Source organism: Aggregatibacter sp. (genome assembly GCF_057314075.1).
The window spans coordinates 1-26,579 of record NZ_DBHLAR010000007.1 but is presented as its reverse complement, the minus strand read 5'-3'; the positions used below and the strand labels follow the sequence as shown (position 1 = coordinate 26,579).

26 protein-coding genes, 2 tRNA genes and 1 pseudogene are annotated in these 26,579 nt (G+C 43.8%); 4 read left to right on the top strand and 25 right to left on the bottom strand.

What is annotated here, in order from left to right:
* Window positions 1–54: 54 nt before the first annotated feature.
* Both rpsO and metK read left to right on the top strand, forming a co-directional pair.
* Window positions 55–324, top strand: a complete 270-nt coding sequence (gene rpsO, locus ACO5E4_RS05105; RefSeq protein WP_021615823.1) for a 30S ribosomal protein S15 — start codon at window positions 55–57, stop codon at window positions 322–324.
* Window positions 325–524: 200 nt separating this feature from the next.
* Complete coding sequence (gene metK / locus ACO5E4_RS05100) at window positions 525–1,679, top strand: methionine adenosyltransferase (RefSeq protein ID WP_485862290.1); 1,155 nt, start codon at window positions 525–527, stop codon at window positions 1,677–1,679.
* An 86-nt stretch (window positions 1,680–1,765) separates the two neighbouring features.
* Here the strand turns inward: metK and ACO5E4_RS05095 are convergent, their stop codons facing one another.
* The 15 genes and pseudogenes from ACO5E4_RS05095 to tpiA form a co-directional block, all read right to left on the bottom strand.
* Window positions 1,766–2,317, bottom strand: coding sequence for an REP-associated tyrosine transposase (locus ACO5E4_RS05095; RefSeq protein WP_485862289.1), 552 nt, complete (start codon window positions 2,315–2,317; stop codon window positions 1,766–1,768).
* A 260-nt stretch (window positions 2,318–2,577) separates the two neighbouring features.
* Window positions 2,578–3,426, bottom strand: a complete 849-nt coding sequence (locus tag ACO5E4_RS05090) for a hypothetical protein (RefSeq protein WP_485862288.1) — start codon at window positions 3,424–3,426, stop codon at window positions 2,578–2,580.
* A 63-nt stretch (window positions 3,427–3,489) separates the two neighbouring features.
* Window positions 3,490–7,383, bottom strand: coding sequence for a phosphoribosylformylglycinamidine synthase (gene purL / locus ACO5E4_RS05085; protein WP_485862287.1), 3,894 nt, complete (start codon window positions 7,381–7,383; stop codon window positions 3,490–3,492).
* A 159-nt stretch (window positions 7,384–7,542) separates the two neighbouring features.
* A complete protein-coding gene (gene fis, locus ACO5E4_RS05080) occupies window positions 7,543–7,839 on the bottom strand; it encodes a DNA-binding transcriptional regulator Fis (protein WP_032997766.1) in 297 nt (98 codons plus the stop codon).
* 20 nt (window positions 7,840–7,859) lie between these two features.
* Complete coding sequence (gene dusB, locus ACO5E4_RS05075) at window positions 7,860–8,822, bottom strand: tRNA dihydrouridine synthase DusB (protein WP_485862286.1); 963 nt, start codon at window positions 8,820–8,822, stop codon at window positions 7,860–7,862.
* Window positions 8,823–9,110: 288 nt separating this feature from the next.
* A complete protein-coding gene (prmA, locus tag ACO5E4_RS05070; protein WP_485862285.1) occupies window positions 9,111–9,995 on the bottom strand; it encodes a 50S ribosomal protein L11 methyltransferase in 885 nt (294 codons plus the stop codon).
* A 16-nt stretch (window positions 9,996–10,011) separates the two neighbouring features.
* On the bottom strand, window positions 10,012–11,445 hold the full coding sequence (panF, locus tag ACO5E4_RS05065; RefSeq protein WP_485862284.1) for a sodium/pantothenate symporter: 1,434 nt from the start codon (window positions 11,443–11,445) through the stop codon (window positions 10,012–10,014).
* The gene (locus ACO5E4_RS05060) at window positions 11,445–11,717 is read right to left on the bottom strand and encodes a YhdT family protein (protein WP_485862283.1); all 273 of its coding nucleotides are present in this window, start codon (window positions 11,715–11,717) and stop codon (window positions 11,445–11,447) included. The genes panF and ACO5E4_RS05060 overlap by 1 nt, the downstream gene beginning before the upstream one ends.
* Window positions 11,718–11,775: 58 nt before the next feature.
* Window positions 11,776–13,122 (bottom strand): acetyl-CoA carboxylase biotin carboxylase subunit, encoded by a 1,347-nt coding sequence (gene accC, locus ACO5E4_RS05055; protein ID WP_314954554.1) that lies wholly within the window; start codon window positions 13,120–13,122, stop codon window positions 11,776–11,778.
* A 41-nt stretch (window positions 13,123–13,163) separates the two neighbouring features.
* Window positions 13,164–13,622 (bottom strand): acetyl-CoA carboxylase biotin carboxyl carrier protein, encoded by a 459-nt coding sequence (gene accB, locus ACO5E4_RS05050; protein WP_485862282.1) that lies wholly within the window; start codon window positions 13,620–13,622, stop codon window positions 13,164–13,166.
* A 149-nt stretch (window positions 13,623–13,771) separates the two neighbouring features.
* On the bottom strand, window positions 13,772–14,221 hold the full coding sequence (gene aroQ / locus ACO5E4_RS05045; protein WP_485862281.1) for a type II 3-dehydroquinate dehydratase: 450 nt from the start codon (window positions 14,219–14,221) through the stop codon (window positions 13,772–13,774).
* 105 nt (window positions 14,222–14,326) lie between these two features.
* Window positions 14,327–15,328, bottom strand: a complete 1,002-nt coding sequence (gene menC / locus ACO5E4_RS05040; RefSeq protein ID WP_485862348.1) for an o-succinylbenzoate synthase — start codon at window positions 15,326–15,328, stop codon at window positions 14,327–14,329.
* Window positions 15,329–15,349: 21 nt separating this feature from the next.
* Window positions 15,350–15,616, bottom strand: a pseudogene (locus ACO5E4_RS05035) (nucleotidyltransferase domain-containing protein); the annotation flags it as partial.
* A 127-nt stretch (window positions 15,617–15,743) separates the two neighbouring features.
* A complete protein-coding gene (gene menB / locus ACO5E4_RS05030) occupies window positions 15,744–16,601 on the bottom strand; it encodes a 1,4-dihydroxy-2-naphthoyl-CoA synthase (RefSeq protein WP_485862280.1) in 858 nt (285 codons plus the stop codon).
* Window positions 16,602–16,712: 111 nt separating this feature from the next.
* Window positions 16,713–17,504 (bottom strand): triose-phosphate isomerase, encoded by a 792-nt coding sequence (gene tpiA, locus ACO5E4_RS05025; protein WP_485862279.1) that lies wholly within the window; start codon window positions 17,502–17,504, stop codon window positions 16,713–16,715.
* A 175-nt stretch (window positions 17,505–17,679) separates the two neighbouring features.
* On the opposite strand from tpiA, the gene ACO5E4_RS05020 reads away from it, so the two are divergent.
* Entirely contained in the window at window positions 17,680–18,123 is a 444-nt protein-coding gene (locus ACO5E4_RS05020) for a GNAT family N-acetyltransferase (RefSeq protein WP_454906442.1), read from the top strand.
* A gap of 111 nt (window positions 18,124–18,234) precedes the next feature.
* Here ACO5E4_RS05020 and hemN read toward each other — a convergent pair whose 3' ends face one another.
* The 10 genes from hemN to gltX form a co-directional block, all read right to left on the bottom strand.
* Window positions 18,235–19,602 (bottom strand): oxygen-independent coproporphyrinogen III oxidase, encoded by a 1,368-nt coding sequence (gene hemN / locus ACO5E4_RS05015; protein WP_485862278.1) that lies wholly within the window; start codon window positions 19,600–19,602, stop codon window positions 18,235–18,237.
* A gap of 16 nt (window positions 19,603–19,618) precedes the next feature.
* Window positions 19,619–20,053 (bottom strand): DUF2489 domain-containing protein, encoded by a 435-nt coding sequence (locus ACO5E4_RS05010; protein ID WP_006717057.1) that lies wholly within the window; start codon window positions 20,051–20,053, stop codon window positions 19,619–19,621.
* 13 nt (window positions 20,054–20,066) lie between these two features.
* Complete coding sequence (gene yihI, locus ACO5E4_RS05005) at window positions 20,067–20,627, bottom strand: Der GTPase-activating protein YihI (RefSeq protein WP_485862277.1); 561 nt, start codon at window positions 20,625–20,627, stop codon at window positions 20,067–20,069.
* A gap of 99 nt (window positions 20,628–20,726) precedes the next feature.
* Window positions 20,727–21,254, bottom strand: a complete 528-nt coding sequence (tadA, locus tag ACO5E4_RS05000) for a tRNA adenosine(34) deaminase TadA (RefSeq protein ID WP_485862276.1) — start codon at window positions 21,252–21,254, stop codon at window positions 20,727–20,729.
* A gap of 63 nt (window positions 21,255–21,317) precedes the next feature.
* Window positions 21,318–22,169: a thymidylate synthase gene (locus ACO5E4_RS04995; protein ID WP_485862275.1), complete on the bottom strand. Its 852-nt coding sequence runs from the start codon at window positions 22,167–22,169 to the stop codon at window positions 21,318–21,320.
* A complete protein-coding gene (lgt, locus tag ACO5E4_RS04990) occupies window positions 22,166–22,963 on the bottom strand; it encodes a prolipoprotein diacylglyceryl transferase (protein ID WP_485862274.1) in 798 nt (265 codons plus the stop codon). The genes ACO5E4_RS04995 and lgt overlap by 4 nt, the downstream gene beginning before the upstream one ends.
* Window positions 22,964–22,971: 8 nt before the next feature.
* Window positions 22,972–23,769: a sulfite exporter TauE/SafE family protein gene (locus ACO5E4_RS04985; protein ID WP_485862273.1), complete on the bottom strand. Its 798-nt coding sequence runs from the start codon at window positions 23,767–23,769 to the stop codon at window positions 22,972–22,974.
* A 2-nt stretch (window positions 23,770–23,771) separates the two neighbouring features.
* Window positions 23,772–24,371, bottom strand: coding sequence for an RNA pyrophosphohydrolase (gene rppH / locus ACO5E4_RS04980; RefSeq protein WP_485862272.1), 600 nt, complete (start codon window positions 24,369–24,371; stop codon window positions 23,772–23,774).
* Between the two features lie 273 nt (window positions 24,372–24,644).
* Window positions 24,645–24,720, bottom strand: a tRNA-Ala gene (locus ACO5E4_RS04975).
* Between the two features lie 78 nt (window positions 24,721–24,798).
* Window positions 24,799–26,244: a glutamate--tRNA ligase gene (gltX, locus tag ACO5E4_RS04970; RefSeq protein WP_485862271.1), complete on the bottom strand. Its 1,446-nt coding sequence runs from the start codon at window positions 26,242–26,244 to the stop codon at window positions 24,799–24,801.
* A gap of 170 nt (window positions 26,245–26,414) precedes the next feature.
* On the opposite strand from gltX, the gene ACO5E4_RS04965 reads away from it, so the two are divergent.
* A tRNA-Val gene (locus ACO5E4_RS04965) sits at window positions 26,415–26,490 on the top strand.
* The last annotated feature ends 89 nt before the right edge of the window (window positions 26,491–26,579 follow it).

Below are 26,579 nucleotides of genomic sequence, written 5' to 3'. Positions count from 1 at the left end.
GAATTAGAGATCGGCGAACGATGTATCATTAACCACTTCATATTAGGAGTTATTATGTCTCTAAGTACTGAACAAAAAGCAAAAATCGTTGCTGAATTTGGTCGCGATGGTAAAGACACCGGTTCTTCCGAAGTTCAAATCGCTTTATTAACCGCACAAATCAATCACTTACAAGCACACTTTGCTGAACACAAAAAAGACCACCACGGTCGCCGCGGTTTATTACGCATGGTTTCCCGTCGTCGTAAACTTTTAGATTACTTAAAACGTACTAATCTTGAACTTTACAGCAGCTTAATCGCGCGTTTAGGTTTACGTCGCTAACCTTTTTAGTTGTGTTAATCGAAAACCCTCAACACTTGTTGAGGGTTTTTCTTTTTTATCAATGCCGTGATTAATAGCAAATGAACAAAATCCCTCTGAAAAGTTGCATTTTTAGTCTAAAAGCGTATTATAGCCGTCCAGATGGAAATACTTCCAAATACCCTTACATTTATTCTGTATAAAATTATGCCGGAGAAACAATGAGTCAATATTTATTTACATCCGAATCCGTTTCCGAAGGACATCCGGATAAAATCGCTGATCAAATTTCTGATGCGGTATTAGATGAAATTCTTAAACAAGACCCAAAAGCCCGCGTTGCCTGTGAAACCTATGTGAAAACCGGAATGGCATTAGTAGGCGGTGAAATCACCACTTCTGCTTGGGTCGATATTGAAAACTTAGCTCGTGAAGTGATTTGCGACATCGGTTACACCAGCTCCGAAATGGGCTTTGATGGCCGTTCTTGTGCCGTATTGAATGCGATTGGCAAACAATCTGCCGACATCAACCAAGGAGTGGATCGTGAAAATCCATTAGATCAAGGCGCGGGCGACCAAGGCATTATGTTCGGTTACGCCACTAATGAAACCGATGTATTCATGCCGGCCGCCATCACTTATGCCCACCGTTTGATGGAACGCCAAGCACAAGTGCGTAAAAGTGGCAAATTAGATTGGTTACGTCCGGATGCGAAAAGCCAATTAACATTTAAATATGAAGATCACAAGATCGTCGGCATTGATGCCGTCGTGCTTTCCACCCAACATGCTGAAACCGTCAGCAAAAAAGATTTGCATGAAGGCGTGATGGAAGAAATCATCAAACCGGTATTGCCGGCGCAATGGTTATCTAAAGACACGAAATATTTCATTAACCCAACCGGACGTTTTGTGATTGGTGGCCCAATGGGTGACTGTGGTTTAACGGGTCGTAAAATTATCGTGGATACTTACGGCGGCGCAGCGCGTCACGGTGGTGGCGCATTCTCCGGTAAAGACCCATCGAAAGTTGACCGTTCTGCTGCCTATGCTGCCCGTTATGTAGCGAAAAACATCGTTGCTGCAGGCCTTGCCGATCGTTGTGAAATCCAACTTTCCTACGCTATCGGCGTTGCCGAACCGACGTCCATCATGATCGAAACCTTCGGCACAGGCAAAGTCACCAATGAATTATTAGTCAGCCTCGTGCGCGAATTCTTTGATTTGCGTCCGTACGGCTTAATTAAAATGTTAGATTTAATCCAACCGATTTACCGCCAAACCGCCGCTTACGGCCACTTCGGCCGCGAACAATTCCCTTGGGAAAAAATCGATCGCGCAGCAGAGTTACGCGCAGCTGCCGGATTGAAATAATCTTGAATTTAAAAATGAAAAAAGGATAAGTCAAAAGGCTTATCCTTTTTGTTTAACTAAAAACAAAGAAATTTTTAACCGCACTTTTAGCGAAGTACATCAATGTCTAAAATAGGATCAACCGCCTGCCAATAATTTTTCGCACTGCTATATTTCCAATCCTGCGGCTCAGATACAAACCCACTCATCACCGGATTTTGATGAATATAGTCTAGCTTCTCGTCAAAAAATTTATCGGAATGAATTTCGATGGGTTGGTTGTGGTGTTGCCAGAATTGGTATTTAGTAACTTTAGAACTACGTTTCCCTGCTCGTTCAAACATCCAAAGTAGCCATTCCTTACGACTTTCTTGTTGGTTATTTTTAATTAATCGAATTAATGAAGTTGCAGTAAAATGCTTTAAGTCTCGAATCAGTTCTGCGGGATCAGACTGTTCAGCTTTAAAGAGTAAATGAATATGGCTCGGCATAATGCAATAACCATAAATTTTCATCCCTCTATTCTTTCGACAATATTCCAATGCCTCTGTAACCTTTTCAAAATAAATTTCCCTGATAAAGACATCAATCCAAAAAACCGTAGCAAAACTAACAAAATAAATACCTTCAGGATTATAGAATTTATATTTTCTACTCATTCGCGTAATCATCTAAAAACAATAAAATCCTGAAACTATATAAATTTTATTTTAATAACCTATAAAGACCTCCTATTTTCTCGATCTAACTCACAAAAGTACAATCCAATCACTTAAAAAACTAAACTAATCATCAAATCGATAGCGCACGCTTCACAGCGTGTGCTTATCACTGAGTAAAAAAGAAAAAGGCACACGTTAGAAAACGTGCGCCATCATGGGGGTGCTTTTTTATTGTTCTTTATTAACAATCAGGCTTATCATTTGAATAATTCTATTAATCCAATAAAAATACCTAACATTGTAAATAACATATTCCATTTCTCCTGCCTTTTAATTTTCAAATCCTCAATATTTTTTCTTTTTTTATCATCATCTAGATTTAAAATATAATGCACACTAGATAATTGCTCTAATAATTCATCTGAAGCAGAATTTATGTCAAATACTTTATCTAAATATTTCCATGTTTCAATAAGGCTAACATTTTTCATCAAAACTGGCTGATGAAACAAAAACACTGCTTTAAACTTTGTAGCTTCAATATAAAGCTGTCTTAACTTTTCAATATCATCACTCTGGCAACAAATACATTCTGAAAGCCTATTGCTTATATTTTCAATAGCTCCTAAATAAGCATAAGCCAAAGCTAATAGAATTAGCCTACGACTGAAATTATATTCTTGGTCAGGAATTCTAGAATAGAATCCCATTCCTCTACCGTCAATATGCTCATAATGAGATGGATACTCTATAAAATGATGCTTCCTTATTGCTTTTGATTTTCTAATTTCAAGAGAAATCTCTTCAGCAAGAAGATCATCAAAAGCAGAATCATCAATGATCAATTTAGAAAGAGATAAAACCTGAAGATTCTTATAGCTCAATTCTTTTTGAGAGAAATCAATGAATATAACTTGCTCATATTGCTCCCCTAAAAAAAACTTCAATAACCAATTGCCATTTTCATCTTCGTAAAAAGAGTTATTAGATAATAAAACAGACCTTAAAAAAAGAATATTGCTATTATTAATCTTTAATTCATGGAATTCATGGAGTTCCTGACATTCAGTGACTTTATACATTCTCGCAGTAATGCGTTTCTTCATATTTCATTCCTTTAATAAAAGAATAGCGTTCCTTATAGAACGCTATTTCATAATTACACTATATTATTTAAAGACAGCTCTCGCATTCCTAAAAATTCGTATCCAAGCCCCATCTTCGCCCCACTCTTCCGGATGCCATGAGTTGCTCACAGTGCGGAAGACGCGTTCCGGGTGTGGCATCATGATGGCGACGCGACCATTGGTGTTGGAAAGGGCGGTGATGCCGAGGGCGGAGCCGTTCGGGTTTGCCGGGTACACTTCTGTCGGGTTAAGGTTGTTGTCGATGTATTGCGCCACAATCAAGTTTTGTGCTTGAAGTGCGGTTAAATTTTCAGGCGTTTTGAATTCCACTCTGCCCTCGCCGTGGGAAACGGCAATTGGCATATGGGAGCCCGCCATACCTTGGAACCACAGGGAGTTGCTTTCATTAATGCGAACCAACGCAGCGCGAGCTTCGAAACGTTCAGATTTATTGCGCACGAAACGCGGCCAATTTTCTGTGCCGGGGATGATTTCCGCCAAGGTGGAAAGCATTTGGCAGCCGTTGCAAATGCCAAGTGCGAGCGTGTCTTCACGTTCAAAGAATTGGCTGAATTGTTCCCGTAAGTGCGGGTTAAATAAAATAGATTTCGCCCAACCGCCACCGGCACCGAGCACGTCGCCGTAAGAGAAGCCGCCGCACGCCACCAAGGCATTAAAGTGTTGCAAGTCATAACGGCGATTGTGCAAGTCGCTCATGTGAACATCGATAGCCTCAAAGCCGGCGCGGTCAAATGCTGCCGCCATTTCAACATGGCTGTTTACACCTTGCTCACGCAATACCGCCACTTTTGGACGTTTTCCGGTCGCAATATAAGGCGCGGCAATGTCTTCGCTTGGATCGTAGGTTAAATAGGCGGAGAAGCCTTTATCCTGCGGATTTTTCTTCGCCGCAAATTCTTGATCGGCACATTCCGGGTTGTCGCGTAAGCGTTGCATTTGATGGGTCAATTCCGCCCAAATGCCACGCAAGTCGGAACGTTTTTCATTAAGTAACACTTTGTTGCCGCGGGTGATTTCGATTTCGTCGTCTTCAGTAACGGCGCCCAATTCTTTCACTAAGTGCAACACATTGTGTTTAGCGAAGACATCGCGCACGAGACTCAAATCGCTATCACGCACTTGAATCACCGCACCCAATTCTTCGTTAAATAACACCGCTAAATCGTTGTCGCCTAAGGCGCTGATATCCACAGCCACGCCACAATGTCCGGCAAACGCCATCTCCGCCAAGGTGACGATTAAACCACCATCAGAGCGGTCGTGGTATGCCAATAATTTTTCTTGCGCCACCAAGTCCTGCATGGCGTTAAAGAAGTTTTTCAATGTGTCGGCGTTGACCACATCCGCCGGTTTGTCGCCAAGTTGGGCATACACCTGCGCTAACGCCGTAGCACCTAAGCGGTTGTTGCCTTCGCCCAAATCCACCAACAACAAGCGGGATTGTCCTTTGTCAGTGCGTAATTGTGGGGTGACGGTTTTGCGTACGTCTTCCACTCGGGCAAAGGCGCTGATGATTAAGGAAAGCGGTGAAGTTACGCTTTTTTGCTCGCCGTTTTCCTGCCAAGTAGTTTTCATGGACATGGAATCTTTGCCCACCGGAATAGTTAAGCCTAATTGCGGGCAAAGCTCTTCGCCCACGGCTTTCACTGCCGCGTATAAGCCCGCGTCTTCGCCTTTGTGGCCTGCGGCGGACATCCAGTTAGCAGATAATTTAATGCGTTTAATGTCGCCGATGTTCGTGGCGGCAATGTTGGTGATGGATTCTGCCACGGCTAAACGGGCAGACGCGGCAAAATCGAGCAATGCGACCGGCGTGCGTTCGCCCATGGACATGGCTTCGCCGTAGTAGCTGTCTAATGTTGCTGTGGTCACTGCGCAGTCAGCCACCGGCACTTGCCACGGGCCGACCATTTGATCACGCGCCACCATGCCGGTCACCGTGCGGTCACCGATGGTGATTAAGAAGGTTTTTTCCGCTACTGCAGGTAAACGAAGCACGCGATGTAACGCTTCTTTTAATTGAATCTGGCTTTGTTCAAGCGGTTCGCCGTTAACACTTGCCGTTTGCACGTCGCGGGTCATTTTCGGGGTTTTACCGAGTAACACGCTCATCGGTAAATCAATTGGATTGTTGTTAAAATGCTCGTCATGTAAGGCTAAATGTTCTTCTTCCGTGGCTTCGCCGATGACCGCATAAGGCGCGCGTTCACGGCGGCACAGTTCCTCAAAGTGCGGTAGTTTTTCCGGATGAATGGCAAGCACATAACGCTCTTGCGATTCGTTACACCAAATTTCCAACGGGCTCATTTCGCGTTCATCACTTAGGATTTTACGAAGTTCAAATTTACCGCCACGACCGCCGTCATGCACCAATTCCGGCATGGCGTTGGATAAACCGCCCGCACCCACATCGTGAATAAAGGCAATCGGGTTGTCATCACCCAGCTGCCAACAACGGTCGATCACTTCTTGGCAACGACGCTCCATTTCCGGGTTGTCCCGCTGTACGGAGGCGAAATCCAAGTTTTCTTTGGATTTACCGGACGCCATAGAAGACGCCGCACCACCGCCCAAACCGATGTTCATGGCCGGGCCACCAAGCACCACCAGTTTTGCGCCCATCGGAATGTCGCCTTTTTGCACGTGTTCGGCACGAATGTTACCGATACCGCCTGCCAACATGATTGGTTTGTGGTAGCCGCGCACTTCTTCACCGTTGAAACTATTCACTTTTTGTTCATAAGTACGGAAATAGCCGAGCAATGCAGGACGACCGAATTCGTTGTTAAACGCCGCGCCACCTAACGGGCCTTCCAGCATAATGTCTAAAGCGGAAGCAATACGGTTCGGTTTGGAAAGCGGGGCTTCCCAAGGTTGTTCAAAGTTTGGAATGCATAAGTTGGATACAGAGAAGCCCACCAACCCCGCTTTCGGTTTTGCGCCGCGACCGGTCGCGCCTTCGTCACGGATTTCACCACCGGAGCCGGTTGCCGCGCCCGGGAACGGGGAAATGGCAGTTGGGTGGTTGTGGGTTTCCACCTTCATTAAAATGTGGGTGTCTTCATTGTGATAACGGTAAATACCGTCTTGATCCGGGAAGAAACGTCCCGCTTTGGAGCCTTCCATCACCGCCGCGTTGTCTTTATACGCAGAAAGCACAAAATCAGGGGTCTTCTCAAAGGTATTTTTGATCATTTTGAACAGGGATTTATCCTGTTTTTTGCCGTCAATAATCCAGTCGGCATTGAAAATTTTATGGCGGCAGTGTTCCGAGTTGGCTTGCGCGAACATGTACAGCTCAATGTCGTGCGGGTTGCGTCCAAGTGCGGTGAAATTTTCCATCAAATAATCGATTTCATCTTCCGCCAATGCCAAGCCAAGTTCCACGTTGGCACTTTCTAAAGCGCTGCGCCCGCCGTTTAAAATATCCACGATTTTTAACGGCTTCGGTTCTTGTTGACGGAACAACACTTCTGCATCCGCAGCTTTACGCACCACGGTTTCCATCATACGGTCATGTAAAAGTGCGGTCAGTTTTTCCGTCGTTTTTTCATCTAACGGCTGTGTCAATTCAAAGTAATACACCAAACCACGCTCAATACGTTCCACTTCATTTAAGCCGCAGTTATGGACAATATCGGTGGCTTTAGACGACCAAGAGGAAATGGTGCCGACCCGCGGAATCACAATAAAACTTTCCCCTTTGGCTTCATGTTCGGCAAGGGTTGGCCCGTAATGCAGCAAGGCTTTCAGTTTGGCTTCCTGTTCAGCGGAAAGGGCGGCATTTAATGCCACGAAATGCACATACTCCGCATACACGGTTTTCACCGGTAATTGTTGCTGTTGGAATTTTTGCATTAAGCCATGAATACGGAATTCGGAAAGGGCAGGTGAGCCACGGAAAGTTTGAAACATGAGGATTACCTTTAAGGTTGAATGGAAACAAAAATTGCGGGCTATTATAAAGGAAATTGAGATAAACGAAAACGTTTGCGCAAGAAAAACAAACGGGAAAAAACAATAAAAAAGCCCTTGTCAAAAGGACAAGGGCAAGAATGAAAAATGAGCTAAAAACTAACCCATACCGTATTTTTTTAATTTTTTACGCAATGTACCGCGGTTAATGCCAAGCATTGTCGCCGCGCGGGTTTGGTTACCACGGGTATATTGCATAACCATATCCAACATCGGATGTTCAACTTCTGCCAATACCAACTCATAAAGATCGTTGACATCTTGACCGTCTAATTGGGATAAGTAATTTTTTAAAGCCTGTTTCACAGAATCGCGTAATGGCTTGTTGGTTACTTGAGATTGAGAATTCAGCACAGAAACAGTTAATGCTTCCGCCGGATTACGTTGTTCTAACATTGTTCTATCCATTAATTAAATCAAATTAAACGAAAAAATTGTTCTAATGCGTCTAACTGCGCCGAAGCGGAAGTGAGCGCATTAAAATCTTGTTTGAAAACAGAATGAGGTTGAATATCCTGTAAATACCAAGCGATATGCTTACGTGCGATTCGGTAACCTTTTTCATCACCGTAAAACTGATGTAGCTCACGGATATGTTGCAAAATTACACTGCACTTTTCTTCTAAACTTGGTTCGGTCACGATCGAGTTGTGTTCCACCAACCCCACCATGGTTTGAAACACCCAAGGTCGGCCTAATGCCCCTCGACCGATCATTACGCCATCTGCCCCCGTATAATCGAGCACAAATTTGGCTTGTTGTGGGGAAATCATATCGCCATTGGCAATCACCGGAATGGACACTGCTTGTTTTACCGCTTTAATCGAGTCATATTCCACGACGCCATCAAATTTACAGGCACGCGTGCGACCATGCACGGTTAACGCTTGAATGCCACTTTGCTCTGCGATTTTAGCAATCTCGACACAATTTCGATTTTCCGTATCCCAACCGGTGCGAATCTTCAACGTTACCGGAACGTTGACCGATTTCACGACAGCCTCAAGAATCTGTTGAACTAAGTCGGGATATTGCAAAAGAGCGGAGCCCGCCATTTTACGATTCACCTTTTTCGCCGGACAGCCCATATTTATATCAATAATTTGAGCGCCGTATTCCACGTTCACCTGAGCAGCTTGCGCCATTTCGTTGGGATCGGAACCCGCAATTTGTACGGCATTGATACCGGCATCTTGGTGGTGCGCTAAGCGCAATTTTGATTTCTCGGTATGCCACACTTGCGGATTGGTTGACATCATTTCTGAAAAGGTTAAACCTGCCCCATAATGGGCACAGATTCTACGGAAAGGTTGATCGGTAATTCCCGCCATGGGTGCCAATAAAATGCGATTTTTTAATTGATAATGACCAATGCGCATTATGACTCCGTGACTTTCCAACAACTTGACCAAACTCGGCTGCCAACCGACAAGGTGCGCTATCATACGCACTTTTAATGCGTTTGCAAAGGGTAATTTTTATACAAATTATAAATTTTTTAGATTCGATTCAATTTGCCAAATTTCTACTGAAATTTGCCATAAAAGAGTTGACTTTGAAAAGTAAATGGCGTTGTTCATTGAGCGCTATAAACACAAAAAGTACGGTGAAAAAACGTGATATTTTTCCACCGCACTTTTTTATCACCTACTGACGTTTATTGCGCGTTATGCCTTTAACTTACCGGTAATTCGACACCACTCTTCGCGCTCTGCCACCGGCTCGAGCACAAAACGCTCGGCGTAGGCATCACACACGGATTGCGCTTGTGTGGCTAAAATGCCCGACAAGCCTAAATCTCCGTTGGACTTCACTAATTGGCTAATCACCGGGTAAAGCTCCTTTAACGGCCCCGCCAGAATATTCGCCACCACCACATCAGCTTTCAAGTCTGACGGTTTTGCATCGGATAAAAACAGTTGCAAACGATCCGCCACACCGTTTTGTTCCGCATTGTTGCGGCTGGCTAAAATCGCTTGCGGATCAATATCAATACCCACCGCACTTTTCGCGCCTAGCTTCAATGCCGCAATAGCTAAAATGCCGGAACCACAACCAAAGTCGATCACCGTTTTATCTTTTAAATCTAAACTGTCAAGCCATTCCAAACAAAGCGCGGTGGTCGGGTGTGTTCCTGTGCCAAACGCCAAGCCCGGATCTAACATCACGTTCACGGCATTCGGATCCGGCACGTCGCGCCAACTCGGACAAATCCAAAGGCGCTTGCCGAATTGCATTGGGTGGAAATTATCCATCCACTCACGCTCCCAATCTTTGTCTTCGATTTGTTCGATTTTATAGGCGGAATTTTCGCCTAAATGCTTCGCTTGTTTAAGTGCATCCACGACGACATTCATATCGGTTTCCGCATCAAACAAAGCAATCACGTCCGTGTTGCCCCAAAGCCGTGTTTCTCCCGGCAACGGCTCAAAAATCGGCGTATCTTGGCTGTCCATAAAAGTGACCGACACCGAGCCGATCTCTTCTAAAAAATCACTGATTTGCTCTGCCTTTTCGTTAGTGCTGTTGAGGCGAATTTGAATCCAAGCCATGTTTATTCCTATTGTTTCATGATGAATGGCGTTTCTCACCGACTTTATTCCCCATCAAAAATGCCGCTAAGCCAAAGACTAAGGATGGGACAATCGGGTTGAAGCCAAAAAGTTTAATGCCAAATTGGGTAAATAAAATAAAAGAAACTAAGCCGACCAACATGGAGCTAACCGCGCCGTAAGCATTAGCTTTGTCCCAATACAGCCCTAATACGATAACCCACAAAAATGCAGCCTCAAGTCCCCCAAAGGCAAACAGGTTCAGCCAAATGATCATATCCGGCGGATTGAGAGAAGCAAAAATTAAAAGTGCGGTCAAAATTAACGTAATGATTGAAGAGATCCGCGCAATCCGTTTTTGGTTTTGCACCGCCTGCGGTTTTGCCGCCAAATACAAGTCTTTCACAAAAATAGAAGACGATTGGATAAGCTGTGCATCCACCGTGGACATAATTGCCGACATTGGTGCTGCAAGGAAAATCCCCGCTACAATCGGTGGCAACACCTGCAACATTAGGCTCGGAATCACTTTATCCGACACCGTTAAATCCGGCACGATAGCACGTCCCAATGCGCCCGCCAAGTGCATACCAAACATGATAATCGTCAACACGATCGTGCCGATCAGCATACCATTGTGCAGTGCTTTGCTGTCTTTAAACGCCATGCAACGTACAGCCGTGTGCGGCAAGCCAACCACACCGAAACAAACCAAAATCCAGAAAGAGGCCATAAATTGGAAATCCAACATCTCATTCGGTCCGTACGGGCTGACGAGACTTGGGTCAATTTCAGTTAATTTTTTGACCGCACTTTCCACGCCACCGACCTGATAAATCACACCAACTAACAACACAATCGTGCCAAGAATCATGACAGTACCTTGGATCGTGTCCGTCAACACCACGGCACGGAAACCACCGATGAAGGTATAAATCCCCACGGTTAAAGCGAAAATTAACAAGGCTTGGGTATAAGGAATGCCGATGGTGGTTTCCAATAAACGGGCACCACCGATAAATTGCACGGTCATCGCCGCAAAGAACGCGATCAACAACGCAACACAGGCAATCCATACCAAATATTTATTTTTATAGCGATAAAGCAATAAATCATTGATCGTCAAGGCGTTAGTTTCGCGTGAAAGCAAGGCAAATTTTTTCCCTAGCGCACCAAGCGCCAACCACACCGCCGGTACTTGGATCATGGCAAGCAAAACCCAGCCTAAGCCGTACTTATACGCGGCTCCCGGACCACCAATAAAAGAACTGGCACTGGCGTAGGTAGAAGCAGTTGTCATGGCAAGCACAAAGCCCGTCATAGAACGGTTGCCAACATAGTATTCGGAAAGAAAATCCCCGCCTTTCTGACGTTTGACATAAGCATAAATCGCTGCACCAAAGACAAAGGCTAAATAGATGACGAGTGGAAAAATAATCCCTAGGTTCATTAGTGACGCTCCGTTGTCGAATGTTGTTTTTTCTCTTCCACATCCAGCGGAATATCCTGAAACACAATTTTAATCAGCCAATAAGCCACCACAATAAACAGAATCGGCAGGTAAATACAGGCCAGTTCAAACCACAGAGGAAAACCTATTGGGCCTTGTGTACCTTTTGGCAAGTAAGCACATAAGCACCAACCAATTACATAAAGCAAAGTTAAGCCCAATGCCCAACGGGCTTCTTTAGTCGCTTGTTTATAACGTTGTTGTAAGTCCATATATCATTCCTAAACAAAAAAAGTGGATAAAATCCACTTTTTCTATTAATGCTACGTTTTATTCGTGCATACCTAATTTTTTCTCCAAATAGTGGATGTTGGTACCACCTTTTTGGAAGTTTTCGTCTGCTAAAATCAGATCATGTAACGGAATATTCGTTTTAATACCGTCAATGATGGTTTCTGATAACGCATTTTGCATACGGCGGATTGCCACTTCACGGGTATCGCCGTAAGTAATCAATTTCGCAATCATAGAATCATAATGTGGCGGAACTGTGTAACCTGCGTAAACATGCGAATCCCAACGCACGCCTAAACCGCCTGGAGAATGTAGGTGTGCCACTTTACCCGGGGAAGGCAAGAAGGTTTTTGGATCTTCTGCATTAATACGACATTCAATGGCATGGCCTTTCACTTTGATGTCTTCCTGTTTGAAAGAAATCGGCAAGCCGGAAGCAATACGTAATTGCTCTTTCACCAAGTCCACACCGGTAATCATTTCTGTGACAGGATGTTCTACTTGAATACGGGTATTCATTTCAATGAAATAGAACTCACCGTTTTCATATAAGAATTCAAACGTACCCGCACCACGATAACCAATTTCCACACAAGCCTTCGCACAACGGGAACCAATATCGCGACGTACTTCTTCGCTAATGCCCGGTGCCGGTGCCTCTTCCACGACTTTTTGGTGGCGACGTTGCATAGAACAATCACGTTCAGCAAGATAAACTGCATTGCCATGAGTGTCGGCCAATACTTGAATTTCCACGTGGCGTGGGTTTTCCAAATATTTTTCCATGTAAACCATGTCGTTGTTGAAGGCTGCTTTGGCTTCTGCTTTCGTCATGGCAATGGACTCTTCCAGGGCGTCTTCGCTACGGACGACACGCATACCACGACCACCGCCGCCGCCGGAAGCTTTGATAATAATCGGATAGCCGATACGTTTCGCAATTTCTTTATTTTTTGCGATGTCAGAAGTTAATGGACCATCAGAACCCGGTACGCAAGGTACGCCCGCTTTTTTCATCGCGTTAATGGCGGACACTTTATCGCCCATTAAACGAATCACGTCAGCGGTTGGGCCGATGAAGATAAAACCTGAGCTTTCAACTTGCTCGGCAAAATCCGCATTTTCAGAAAGAAAACCATACCCCGGGTGAATTGCGTCAGCGCCGGTCACTTCTGCTGCCGCAATGATCGCCGGAATATTTAAATAGCTTTTTGCAGATTGAGCAGGGCCGATACACACAGTCTCATCCGCAAGCAGAACGTGTTTCAATTCACGGTCGGCAGTGGAATGCACCGCAACGGTTTTAATGCCCAATTCTTTACAGGCGCGCAAAATTCGCAGAGCAATTTCGCCGCGATTTGCGATAACAACTTTTTCTAACATAATAAATCCATTCTTGTTTAAATTATGGTCTGCTATGTTAATTATTCAATAATAATCAACGGCTCATCAAATTCGACAGGCTCACCATCATTTACCAGAATAGCTTTTACTACACCGGCTTTATCCGCTTCAATACGGTTCATCATTTTCATCGCTTCAACAATGCAAAGTGCATCACCCACTTTTACGGTTTGGCCGACTTCAACAAAGGCTTTCGCTTCTGGGCTTGGGCTACGATAGAATGTACCGACCATCGGAGAACGGATCTTATGACCGGCAATTTCCTCAGGTGCGGCAGCAGGTGCTGGTGCTACGGCAGGTGCAGCAGGTGCCGCAACCGGAGTTGGTGCCGCTGCCGGAATGGAATATTGAACATTTGCCGGTGCAGCAACTGTAGCACGACTAATGCGTACAGAGCCCTCTTCTTCTGAAACTTCAAGTTCCGTAATGCCGGATTCTTCTACTAATTCAATCAGTTTTTTAATTTTACGAATGTCCATAGTTTTTCCTAAAACATATTAAATTTAAACCGCACTTTTTAGAAAAAAAAGCGCGGTGTGGATTAAGATAAATTTTCGGCTGAGAGATTACCGCAAAATCATCATTTTGGCGATAAAATTCTGTGATTTTCGTTAAATTTCGTCAAATTTTACTTTTTTGAAAGATAATTTACCGCAAACTGCAACGCAAAATCATATCCTTGCGCACCGCAGCCACAAATCACACTTTCCGCCACATCACTAAAATAGGAATGATGACGAAAGGGTTCTCGCTTATAAATATTGGATAAATGCACTTCAACGAAAGGAATGCCAACGGCAAGTAATGCATCACGCAACGCCACGCTGGTGTGAGTATAGGCAGCAGGATTGATAATAATAAAATCCACTTTTTGAAAGCTTTGGTGAATTTTCTCAATCAATTTTTCTTCGCTATTGGCTTGAAAACAATCTAATGCCACTTGCTGTTTTGTCGCCTGTTGTTGCAAATGCTGCTCAATTGCTGTTAATGATAAATGCCCGTAATGGGTTGGCTCACGCACACCTAACATATTCAAGTTCGGGCCATTTAACAGCCAAATGTTGTATTTTGATGACATATTACATTCCTTTTTATTCCGCGCATTATAATGATTTTTCGCTTTTGGCTGGTCTAATCTGTAAAGACATCACGGTAAAAAATAACCGAAAAAACGACCGCACTTTTAATCTAAAATCACTTCGGTAATAAATTCCGAATCCAAACCAACGACAGGTAACGTTGATCCCGGCCAAGTTCTGATGATTTGATAATCCATTAAATCCAAGGTGTCTAATCCCGGCGTAACATTTGGCGTATATTGTTTTGCCATACGCGCCAGTTGGGTTAAACCGAAGCTACTTTCAATGCTGGAACTGATAACCGCTTTAATGCCTAACGCGTGTGCCTGTGCAATCAACTCAGCACAACGTTCAATAGATCCCACCAAGGTCGGTTTAATCACAATCGCGGCCAAGTGCGGTTCTTTTTCCACACAAAAATCCGGTTCGCGTACGCTTTCATCCCAGGCAATGTTAATGCCGGTTTCTGCCGCAAATTGGCGACTTTCCTCACGAGTTTTGCAAGGTTCTTCAATAAATTGAATGCGCGCACGATGCTCAGGTTTTACATATTTAGCAAATATTTGCGCTTTAGCCGGTGTCCAACTGCGGTTAGCATCTAGCCGTAATTGCAAATCCGGAATAGCCTCTAACAGCATATCGGCAATGAGGCCATCACGATTGGCTTCATACATGCCCACTTTCACTTTCGCCACTTTTTCACCCTGCATTTGATCCAGCGGTTCATAAAGTTCATCGGGATCGCCATAACATAAAGGCGCCGTTTGATAATTGCCTTCATCGTCCAAGCGACCTTTCATTTCAAATAACGCACAGCTTAAACCAAATGCCACGGAAGGATACAAATCCGCTGTTAAATCCAGTTTTACATTACAACTGCGGGATTGATCCCATTTTTCCAGCCATTCGATAGCTTGGACTTGCGCTTGGTCTAAGGTTTCATGACTAAATTCCGGCAACGGTGCAATTTCGCCCCAGCCTTCATTTTGCCCACAGCACACTTTCACCAAAAGGCCTTCACGCTTTTTCAAAAAGCGATTGCGCAAAATCAGCTGCGAATCTACCGGAATGGAATAACGGAAAAGTTGGTAACGACGATGTTGAATGGCACAATTTTTCTTTTCATAGAAAATTTTACCCACCTGTTGAATATGTTCCAGTAAAGCCGGATCGGTAATCTTGTCATGAATAACTAAATCAAATTTATACGGCAAGGTGGTTTGCGACAGGGTTTGCAGTATGTCGTGCAACATGTCATCGGTGATACCATCGCCTTTTAAGGCTAAATCAATGTCTGAGTCTTCACGAAAATTCCCTTTTCCGCGCGAGCCAAACAAAATCGCCGTTTCAACTTGGGGAAAATGGCGCAAATGCCAACCGATTTTTTTAATCATTGTTTCTGTTAAACCGAAATCCATTGTCTTTACCTATATCAATTGCAGAAAAGAAATTATTGTGTGCGAAATGGCAAAAGTGCGGTCAATTTAAAAAACATTTTTAAAAACGACCGCACTTTTTATCTTAAGGATTGCGCTTAAATTTACCAAAATCAGGTGCGCGCTTTTCGTTGAAGGCGTTGCGACCTTCCTGACCTTCTTCCGTCATATAGAATAACATGGTGGCATTACCGGCAAGTTCTTGAAGACCGGATTGTCCATCACAGTCCGCATTGAGTGCCGCTTTCAAGCAACGTAAAGCAATCGGGCTGTTACGGAGCATTTCACGACACCAACGCACGGTTTCTTTTTCTAAGTCAGCGTAAGGCACTACAGTGTTCACTAAGCCCATGTCTAAGGCTTCTTGTGCATTATATTGACGGCATAAGAACCAAATTTCACGCGCTTTTTTCTGACCGACAATACGTGCCATGTAGCTTGCGCCCCAACCACCATCAAAAGAACCTACTTTCGGGCCGGTTTGGCCGTAAATAGCGTTGTCTGCGGAAATGGTAAGATCACACATCATGTGTAACACATGACCACCACCGATAGCATAACCTGCCACCATCGCCACTACCGGTTTCGGGCAAGTACGAATATCACGTTGGAAATCCAATACATTGAGATGATGCACACCACTATCGTCTTTATAGCCGCCGTAATCGCCACGTACTTTCTGGTCACCGCCGGAACAGAACGCTTTTTCGCCTTCGCCGGTTAGCACGATAACACCGATTTTTTCGTCAAAACGAGCATCAGCAAAAGCATTGATCATTTCTTTAACAGTTTGCGGACGGAAAGCATTACGCACTTCAGGACGATTGATGGTGATCTTAGCAATGCCGTCGGTAGATTTATGATAACGAATGTCGGTGTAACCCTCACTGTGGTCAATCCACTCAACCGGCGCATATAAAACATCATCTTTTGGATTTTGCATGATAAATTCCTTGAATTTAAGGTTAAAAAAGTGCGGTCATTATAGCGGAAGTTTCTGAAATCTGGAAACGAAAAGGGGCGGTAGTCACCGCCCCTCAAAGACAAAATGGAATTAATTTTTCGCTTTTGCCGCGGCTTTTACGATCACTGCAAAGGCTGGGGCTTTTAAGGACGCGCCACCCACTAATGCACCGTCAATATCCGGTTGGGTAAACAATTCTGCGGCATTCGCATCGTTTACAGAACCGCCGTATTGAATGATCACTTGATCAGCAACCGCTTGGGATTTTTTCGCAATGTGACCACGAATGAAGGCATGCACGGCTTGCGCTTGTGCCGGAGTGGCAGATTTGCCGGTACCAATTGCCCAAATTGGCTCATAGGCAATCACCGCACCGTTAAAGGCTTCTACGCCCAAGAGATTGATGACGGCATCAATTTGACGCGCGCAGACTTCTTCGGTTTTACCCGCTTCGTTTTCCGCTTCAGATTCCCCGATACATAACACCGGCACTAAGCCTGCTTCTTTTAACGCACCGAATTTTTTCGCCACAAATTCATCGCTTTCTTTGTGATAAGTACGACGCTCGGAGTGACCGATAATGATGTATTTCGCACCGAAATCTTTTAACATTTCAGTGGAAATATCACCGGTGAAAGCGCCTTTCACATTCACATCCACGTTTTGTGCGCCTAATTGGATGATATTTTCACCGCCGCAACTGCAACCACAGTTAGATAATAATTTTTCTGCTTCCGCCAAATACATGACCGGTGGGGCAATTGCCACATCGCAATCGGTCACACCGTGTAATTCTTCTTTTAAGCCGGTAATTAATTCGCGAGTGAATGCTTTGCTACCGTTTAATTTCCAGTTACCCATAACGAAAGGACGACGAGCCATTTTGTTTCTCCTTAATCTAATTGAATAAAAACTGTGGTTACTATAGCAAAAAAATCCCTCTTTTTCGGTAAAAAAGAGCATCATTCTAAAAAATTTTCTTTGTAACAGATGATTCTTTTGGGCTAAAAAGATACAATCCACTGTATAAATTTAACAAAAAATGACCGATTGCCTCATGATTAAAATTTTTAAAGCTGAACAATGGAACCTGGAAACACTCCTGCCGCTATTTGAAGAATATCGTCTTTCTCAGGGCATGGCAGAAAATCCGGATCGCACGCTTACCTTTCTTTCCAATCGAATTCGTTTTAGTGAAAGTATTTTTTTCCTCGCCATCGACCAGTATCAACAAGCACTCGGTTTTATTCAACTTTACCCTCGCCTTTCCTCACTGCAATTGCAACGTTATTGGCAATTAACAGATATTTTCGTGCGCCACAGCAATCAATCCCACGACATTTACACCGCACTTATCGCCAAAGCCAAAGAATTCGTCAGTTACACGCAATCCACGCGATTAGTGATAGAACAAGATAAACAGCAACATCATTTGCTGGAACAAGAAGGCTTCCGCTTAAACCCCAAAAAATCTGTGTTTGAATTGAATTTAGTGGGTTAATGACACCGCAAAAAAGTGCGGTTGAAATTTACTGTGAATTTCAACCGCACTTTTTATTCTAGGAAACAGACGTAGAGATAGGCATAAATCCCACTCTACAAAAATTTCAAATTAAATAATCCGCGAGAATTGCTGTTGTTTTGCTTGTGCGCGCGAATAAGTATCAAAACACAAACAAATATTACGAATCAACAAACGTCCTTTGGCGGAAACCGTGATTTGCTCATCACCGATATCCAATAAACCATCGGCTGCCAAAGGCGCTAGCAAGGTTAAATCTTCTGCAAAGTGTTGTTTAAAATCAATATGATATTGTTTCTCTAATGGGGCATACGCTAATTTAAAGTTGCAAATCAATTGTTTAATCACATCACGGCGCAGACAATCTTCTTCTGACATCGCTAAACCTTTATGTAAGGCAATGCCGTTGGTATCCACTGCGGTATAATATTCCTTCAAATCCTTTTGATTTTGCGCATAGGTATCGCCCAATAAACTGATTGCCGACACACCAAGCCCCAATAAATCACATTCTTCCTGCGTCGTATAGCCTTGGAAATTGCGATGTAACACCCCATTTTGCTGTGCGATAGCAAGTTCATCATCCGGTTTAGCAAAATGATCCATACCAATAAACTTATAACCTGCGCTGCTCAGCGTTTCGATGGTTTTTTGTAAAATTTCCAGCTTTGTCTCCGGTTTAGGCAACTGCCAATCTTTTATTTTTGCTTGTCCAGCGAAACGGCTTGGCAAATGGGCATAGTTAAATACGCTCAATCGATCAGGGTTGAGTTCAATCACTTTTTTCAAGGTGAACATAAAACTCTCAACACTTTGGAATGGCAAACCATAAATCAAATCTAGGTTTGTCGATTGAAAACCTAATTCTCGAGCACGCACCAATAGCGCATTCACAAAGGTTTCATCTTGCTCGCGATTCACCGCTTTCTGCACGTCTTTATTAAAATCTTGCACTCCCATACTGATGCGGTTAAACCCAATGTTGCGCAGATGGTCCAGCATGGAGAGCTCGATTTTACGTGGATCCATTTCAATACTGATTTCTGCGTTATCGGCAATATTAAAATGGTCACGTAACATTTGCATTAAACGGGCAGATTGTGCCTCCGTTAAATAAGTTGGCGTACCACCGCCCCAGTGCACTTGCGTTGCCACACGATTTGTAAATAATGTTGACCGCTCTTTTATTTCTCGTTCCAGAAAATCCAAGTAAATGTCAGCTTTGTGTTGATGGCGCGTAATGACTTTATTACAGGCGCAGAAATAACAAAGTTTGTGGCAAAACGGAATGTGTACATATAACGACAGTGGGCGTGTTGGATAACGTTGTGCCGCGGCAATAAAGTCCTCATTCGTATACTGTTCGTTAAACTCAAGCGCTGTCGGATAGGATGTATAGCGCGGACCGGATTGATTATATTTTTGAATTAATGCTAAATCCCAAATGATCTCAGACATTCAATTTTCCCCACGTTTATAATGTTTGGATATCCGTTAGAAGTCGGTTTAGTTCTGACTTAATCTTGCTTTCAAGCTCGGCTTCTGTGCTTTCACGCTGTAAATCCAAACGCATTCTTTCGTTCTTTTTTAATTCCCTGCGCGCCTCATGAGTCGGCATATCTTCGACCGTTTCATACAATCGCCACATAGCAGAATAATGTTTGAGGCTCATGCCCACCGGTTCCAACAGCATTTTTAAACGCAATACACCTTCTGACAAATTACAATCACCGTTCAACATGGCTTTCGCAATAATTTCAAGGCTTTCTTTTATGCGATGAATACGGTTTCGGCGCGCTTGCAAGAGTGCTTTTTTCTGCTTTTGCAACGCCAGCAATAAATATGCGGCATAACCGACCATACCGGCAATGATGATGACGGCTGCAATGAGTAAAAACGTTTTCCACATAATTTAAAGAGGCTTATTTAAATTGGTTGATGTCGATTCGTTCAAAAGTGCGGTATAAATCTTCATCGTTTTCTTCATCGTCCGCAATGCCTAATTCGTCCATTAATTGCGCGACACGCGCCAAACACGCATCCACAAATTTTTGATCTTCAGCGGACAATTTTTTACCTTCGTCCAATTGATCCAGCAACTGGTTCAAACATTCATTATTTTCTAACTGTTCTAATTCAAGCATCGGATCCAATGTTGCTTTTGAGTCAGATTTTGCAACTGACACAACTTGCGCTTTTTGCGGTTTATTGACGAATTCCACCATCAACGGCACTTTTTTACGGCTACCAAGGCGTGGATCCTGAATTTCTTTTACTTGATTCGCTGCTTTATTTTCCGGCGCACTATGACGAGAACCGGAATCCAATCCTTTATGCTTACGTTTTTTCTTCTCTTCACGGGCTTTCGCATCCAGTTCATAACGTGTCGCTTTGCGACCGGAAAGAAGTTGTTCCGGTTTCTTATCGGATTTGCGGGCCGGCATGATATCTGTAAGGCGGCGAGTCTTTTTCTGACGGGACATAACTTATCTCTTGACTAATAAAATTGAGCGGCGATTGTATCACTCCGCAGGAAATTTAACGAGGGATATTAAAAAATGCTGAAAAAAATGACCGCACTTCTAACCATCAGACTTCGCTTCAGTCATCAACTGCTGCGCTAATTTCGCTTCTTTTTGTTGTGCGCGACGTTTTTGAAAAAACGCACTGAGTTTTTCACTGCATTCCTGTTGCAACACACCACCGGTAATTTCGATGGCATGGTTCATTTTATAATCCTCGAAAAAATGAAAACGGGAACCCACTGCACCGGTTTTATAGTCCGCTGCGCCAAACACCAAGCGTTTAATGCGGCTGTGCAAAATCGCCCCGGCGCACATGGTGCAAGGCTCAAGGGTGACGTATAAGGTTGCGTTCAACAAGCGGTAATTTTGCAAGCGCTGGCCGCCTTGGCGTAAAGCCACAATTTCGGCGTGCGCTGTGGGATCAGAATCAATGATCGATAAATTCCAACCTTCACCGATGATCTCCCCCTCCTCGCTCACTAACACGGCGCCCACAGGAATTTCACCCAAGGCTTCTGCTTTGTCCGCCAACATTAAGGCGTGGCGCATAAATTGTTCATCCAGTTGCTGTTGAGATTCAGTCATGAGGCTATTCAGATGGAAAGTGCGGTGGATTTTAAAAACGTTTCTAAAACCGACCGCACTTTGTTAGACGGAAAACGGATATTTAATCGGTTCGTGGCATTGATAACCCGTTACCTCAAAATCATCCATGGTGACCCACGTTTCCAAGTCTTCCAAAGATTTAATGTCGGGGTTGATTTGCAACTGAGGTGATGGGAAAGGCTCACGTTTTAATTGCACATCACGCATGAGTTCCAACTGGTCTTCATAAATGTGCGCATTCACAATGTGATGAAACGCCTGCCCTGCTTTTTTGCCGGTAATTTGTGCCATTAACGCCAAGAAGGTAAACACTTGGATTTGGTTGAAATTCAAGCCAAGCGGGACATCACAAGAGCGCTGATAACTGGTGAGATATAACGTATCACCCAGCAAGGAAAACGTATGTGTGTGCATGCAGGGGCGCAAACAGCCCAAATTAAATTCACCCGGATTATAGAACGTCAAAATTTCGCCGCGGTCATCAATGCCTTTGCTGAGGTTATTAACGATTTTGCGCAACTGATCGAGATGTTCCCCATTCGGCTTGCGCCAGCTTCTGCCCTGCACACCATACACGCGCCCCATGTCATCGGTGCCTTTACGGTGCGGATTATTGAGCCAAGCCTGATTTTCATTGGCATTGGCATCCCAGGTTTTGGTACCCAGCTTGCGGAAGTCGGCAGCATTGTCATAACCGCGAATATAGCCTAGAAATTCGGCAATCGCGGCTTTCCAATAACTTTTACGGGTGGTAATCAACGGGAATTGGTTGTTTGCCACATCGTAAGTCAAACCGGCATTAATCACGGTTAAACAGCGTTTGCCAGTACGTTCGTTTTCTACCCAAACGCCTTCGTTAACAATGCGTTGGCACAAGTCTAAATATTGTTTCATTTTTTCACCGCACTTTTGTTGTATGCCCAAAGCATAATGAGAACACCGCCAAGAATCATTGGCAGACAAAGAAGCTGCCCTCTTGTGATCACATTAAGAAACAGCTCTACATCCGGTTCTCTAACATATTCAATCATAAAGCGGAAAATACCGTAACCAATAAGGAATAGCCCGGCAACAGCGCCTAATGGACGTGGTTTACGAACAAACCAATTGAGAATGAGGAACAACACTAAACCTTCTAGCACGGCTTCATATAATTGAGATGGATGGCGTGGTAGTAATAGCGGATCTGTTGGAAAAATCATGGCCCAAGGCACGTCTGTTGGACGCCCCCATAATTCTAAATTAATGAAGTTACCAAGACGCCCCATTCCTAAACCGAAAGGAATGAGAGGTGCAACAAAATCTGCTGTCGCCCAAAAGCGACGTTTTTGTATTTTAGAGGTGATGATCATGGCAATAATCACACCGATTAAACCGCCATGAAAGGACATCCCGCCTTCCCACACGCGGAATAAATACAGCGGATCCTGTAAAAAACGATCAAGATTATAAAAGAAAACATCCCCGATTCGACCGCCTAAAAAGACGCCCATGAAACCATTGAATAATAAAGAATCGACTTGATCTACTGTCCAACCGCTGTTTGCTTGCTGAGCTCGACGCACACCTAACCAACGGGCAAAAATAAAGCCAAGCAAATACATTAAACCATACCAACGTAAACCGATGGGGCCGAACTCAAAAATTGCCGGTTCGAAATGCGGTAATACAAGGTAATCTGAATTCATAACGTTCCTTATTTCAATAACATATTAATCGCCACCACAATTAAAAAGGCGGCAAACGCTTTCTTCAAGGTCGGCACCGGGAGTTTATTCGTTGCGTTGGCACCAAGTTTAGAGGTAAAAAATGATGTAACGGTAATCCCCAAAACAGCCGGGAAATATACGAAACCGATCGAATAAGGCGGCATACCCTGCACATTCCAACCGCTCACCATAAAACTTAACATCCCTGCAATCCCCATTAACATGCCACAGAACGCAGAAGTGCCAATAGCTTTTTTAATGTCTACGTTGCGAGAATTCAAAAACGGTACAATAAATCCGCCACCACCAATACCGGCAACACTTGATGCCATGCCAATTAAAGCGCCGCCAATAATCGAGGATAACGGTGTAATTTTTTTATTCGGGTCAATGTTTTTCGGTTTAATAGACAAAATCATTTTTGTGGCCAAATACACAACTAAGCAGGCAAACAACTTGCTGGAAATGTCATGAGGCAATTTACTAATGTATTGCCCCGAAACAAAAGCACTAATCATTAATGCGGGAGCAAAATACTTCAAGGTGGACCAAACGACATTGCCAAGCTTGTGGTGTCGTTGCGCAGAGGAAAAAGCGGTAATCACAATAGTGGCAAAGGAAGTGCCAAGGGCGGTAGACATTAAGAGCGAATCCGGTACACCGACAATTGGTAGCAAATAAACCATCATCGGCACAATTACCATACCACCACCAATGCCAAATAAACCGGCTAAAAAACCAGCGACACAACCGGCAAGTAAACAAAAGAGGAAAAAGGTTAGCATAATTATCCCTTATACTTCTGTGATGAATTTTTGGAATGCTTTGAGTAGTTTTTTCTGGGGGTTGAAAAAGTATTCTTTTTCTCTTCTACCGAGCTAGTTTCTGCCCGATGTAACAAATCTTTATTATTTTCATCAAATAACACTGTAGCAAACTCTTTCATCGCTTTACGATAGACATCTCTTTTGAAAGAGACTACTTGACGAACCGGATACCAGAAACTCACCCAACGCCAACCATCAAACTCCGGTGTTTTACTGCATTGCATGTTGATATTTTTAGTATCGCCCACTAACTGTAATAAAAACCAACGTTGTTTCTGCCCGATACAAATAGGTTTGGAATCATAACGTAACAAACGTTTTGGTAATTTATAACGCAGCCAATGCTTAGATGCATAAAGCACACGCACGTCTTTACGCGTTAAACCTACTTCCTCAAATAATTCTCGGTACATCGCTTGTTCCGGCGTTTCATTATCATTAATTCCACCTTGCGGAAATTGCCAAGAATTCTGTCCGTATCTTTTCGCCCACAGCACTTGTCCTTTGTCATTGCAAATAACAATGCCTACATTCGGACGGTAGCCATCGAAATCGATCACTATCGTATCCTTAAAATTCAGTTAATTTTTTAAATTGGAATAGCGACAAATTGTTTCATAAACTCATCTCGTGGGCAACTCATTTAGCAAGAAACAGGGAGAGGTAGGGCATTTAAGAAATGTTTGAATTCTCTTTTTAAGCATAAATTTCACATTAGATGAGATAAGTTTAGAGACAAGAACTTAATAGCATTTGCGTTGATAAGCATGAAGCACAACACAAAAAAAGAAAAAACCTTATCAATTTGCTTTAATTGATAAGGTTATAAAATTTGGTGGAGATAATCGGGATCGAACCGACGACCTCTTGAATGCCATTCAAGCGCTCTCCCAACTGAGCTATATCCCCGTAAGTGGCGGCTATGATAAATTCCGCCCCTTGGTCTGTCAATATTAAATTTTTAATTCATTGCCATCAGATTAAATATTAAACGTTTTGTGCGTGAATAAAATCAATGGCTCGTTGGATACGATTTAATACGCGCTCACGCCCAATACCCACAAGGGTCACATCCATAGACGGCGATTGCCCTGCACCGGTCACGGCGACACGCAACGGCATCCCCACTTTCCCCATGCCTACCTCTAATTCGGCAGCAGTTTGTTCAATGGCTTCGTGGGTGGAATGCAAATCCCAGTCAGAAAGTGCGGTCAGTTTTTCTTTTACTTTTTCAAGGGCTTCTACCGCGCCCGCTTTGAAGTGTTTTTTCACCGCGGCTTCATCGAAAGCGTCAAACTCTTCAAAGAAATAACGACTGGCAAGCGCCATTTCACGTAAGGTTTTACAACGATCCGCCAGCATGGTGATGATTTCCGTTAATGCCGGGCCGTTAGACGTGTCAATGCCTAAATCCTGATATTGCCAGGCTAAATGTTTCGCAACGTAGTCTGTCGGCAATTCACGAATGTAATGATGATTCAACCACAATAATTTTTCGGTGTTAAAGGCACTGGCAGATTTACTCACGGAGTGTAAATCAAATAAATCAATCATTTCTTGGCGGGTGAAAATTTCCTGATCACCGTGGCCCCAGCCCAAACGCACCAAATAGTTGATAAGCGCCTCCGGCAAATAACCTTCGTCACGATATTGCATCACGCTCACGGCGCCGTGACGTTTGGAAAGTTTTTGACCATCGTCCCCGTTAATCATGGAAACGTGTGCATATACAGGAATTGGCGCACCAAGGGCTTTTAAAATGTTAATTTGACGCGGGGTGTTATTAATATGGTCTTCACCACGCACGACATGGGTAATGCCCATATCCCAATCGTCCACCACCACGCAGAAGTTATAAGTCGGTGATCCGTCGGTACGACGAATAATCAAGTCATCCAATTCGCTGTTGCTGATTTCAATGCGTCCACGTACCGCATCATCAAATACCACGGAACCCTCTGTTGGGTTCTTAAAACGCACCACGTGCGGTTCATCGGCAGAATGTTCTGCATGATCATGCAAGCAATGGCGGTCATAACGTGGTTTTTCTTTATTTTGTTCTTGTGTATGACGTAATGTTTCCAAACGTTCTTTGGTACAGTAACAACGGTATGCCAAGCCCTGTTCAATCATTTGGTCGATAACTTGGTTATAACGGTCAAAGCGCTTAGTTTGATAGTATGGACCGTGCTCCCAAGCCAAATCTAACCATTCCATGGCTTCTAAAATTGCCTGTGTAGCTTCCGGTGTGGAACGTTCCAAATCGGTATCTTCAATACGTAACACAAATTCACCGTGATTGTGTTTGGCGTATAACCAGGAATAAAGTGCGGTACGTGCGCCACCAACGTGCAGATAACCGGTTGGACTCGGTGCAAAACGGGTGCGCACTTTCACGTTGGGATCCAAATCAAATAATGCTTCTAATTTCATGTTATAACCTTTTTCTGTGCAAATAATTGGGCGGTATTGTACTACGAGTTGCTTGAATTCATAAGGAAAAATCACGAATTGTGCCTATTTTTGAAACAACCGATGGATTTTTGGCAAAAATTTGTTGACTGAAATAATTGAGTAATTATAATGCACGCTCACAACATTGAGGGCGATTAGCTCAGTTGGGAGAGCACCTCCCTTACAAGGAGGGGGTCACTGGTTCGAGACCGGTATCGCCCACCACTTCTTACATACTTCCCTATTTTAAGATTCTAACGTGGGCGATTAGCTCAGTTGGGAGAGCACCTCCCTTACAAGGAGGGGGTCACTGG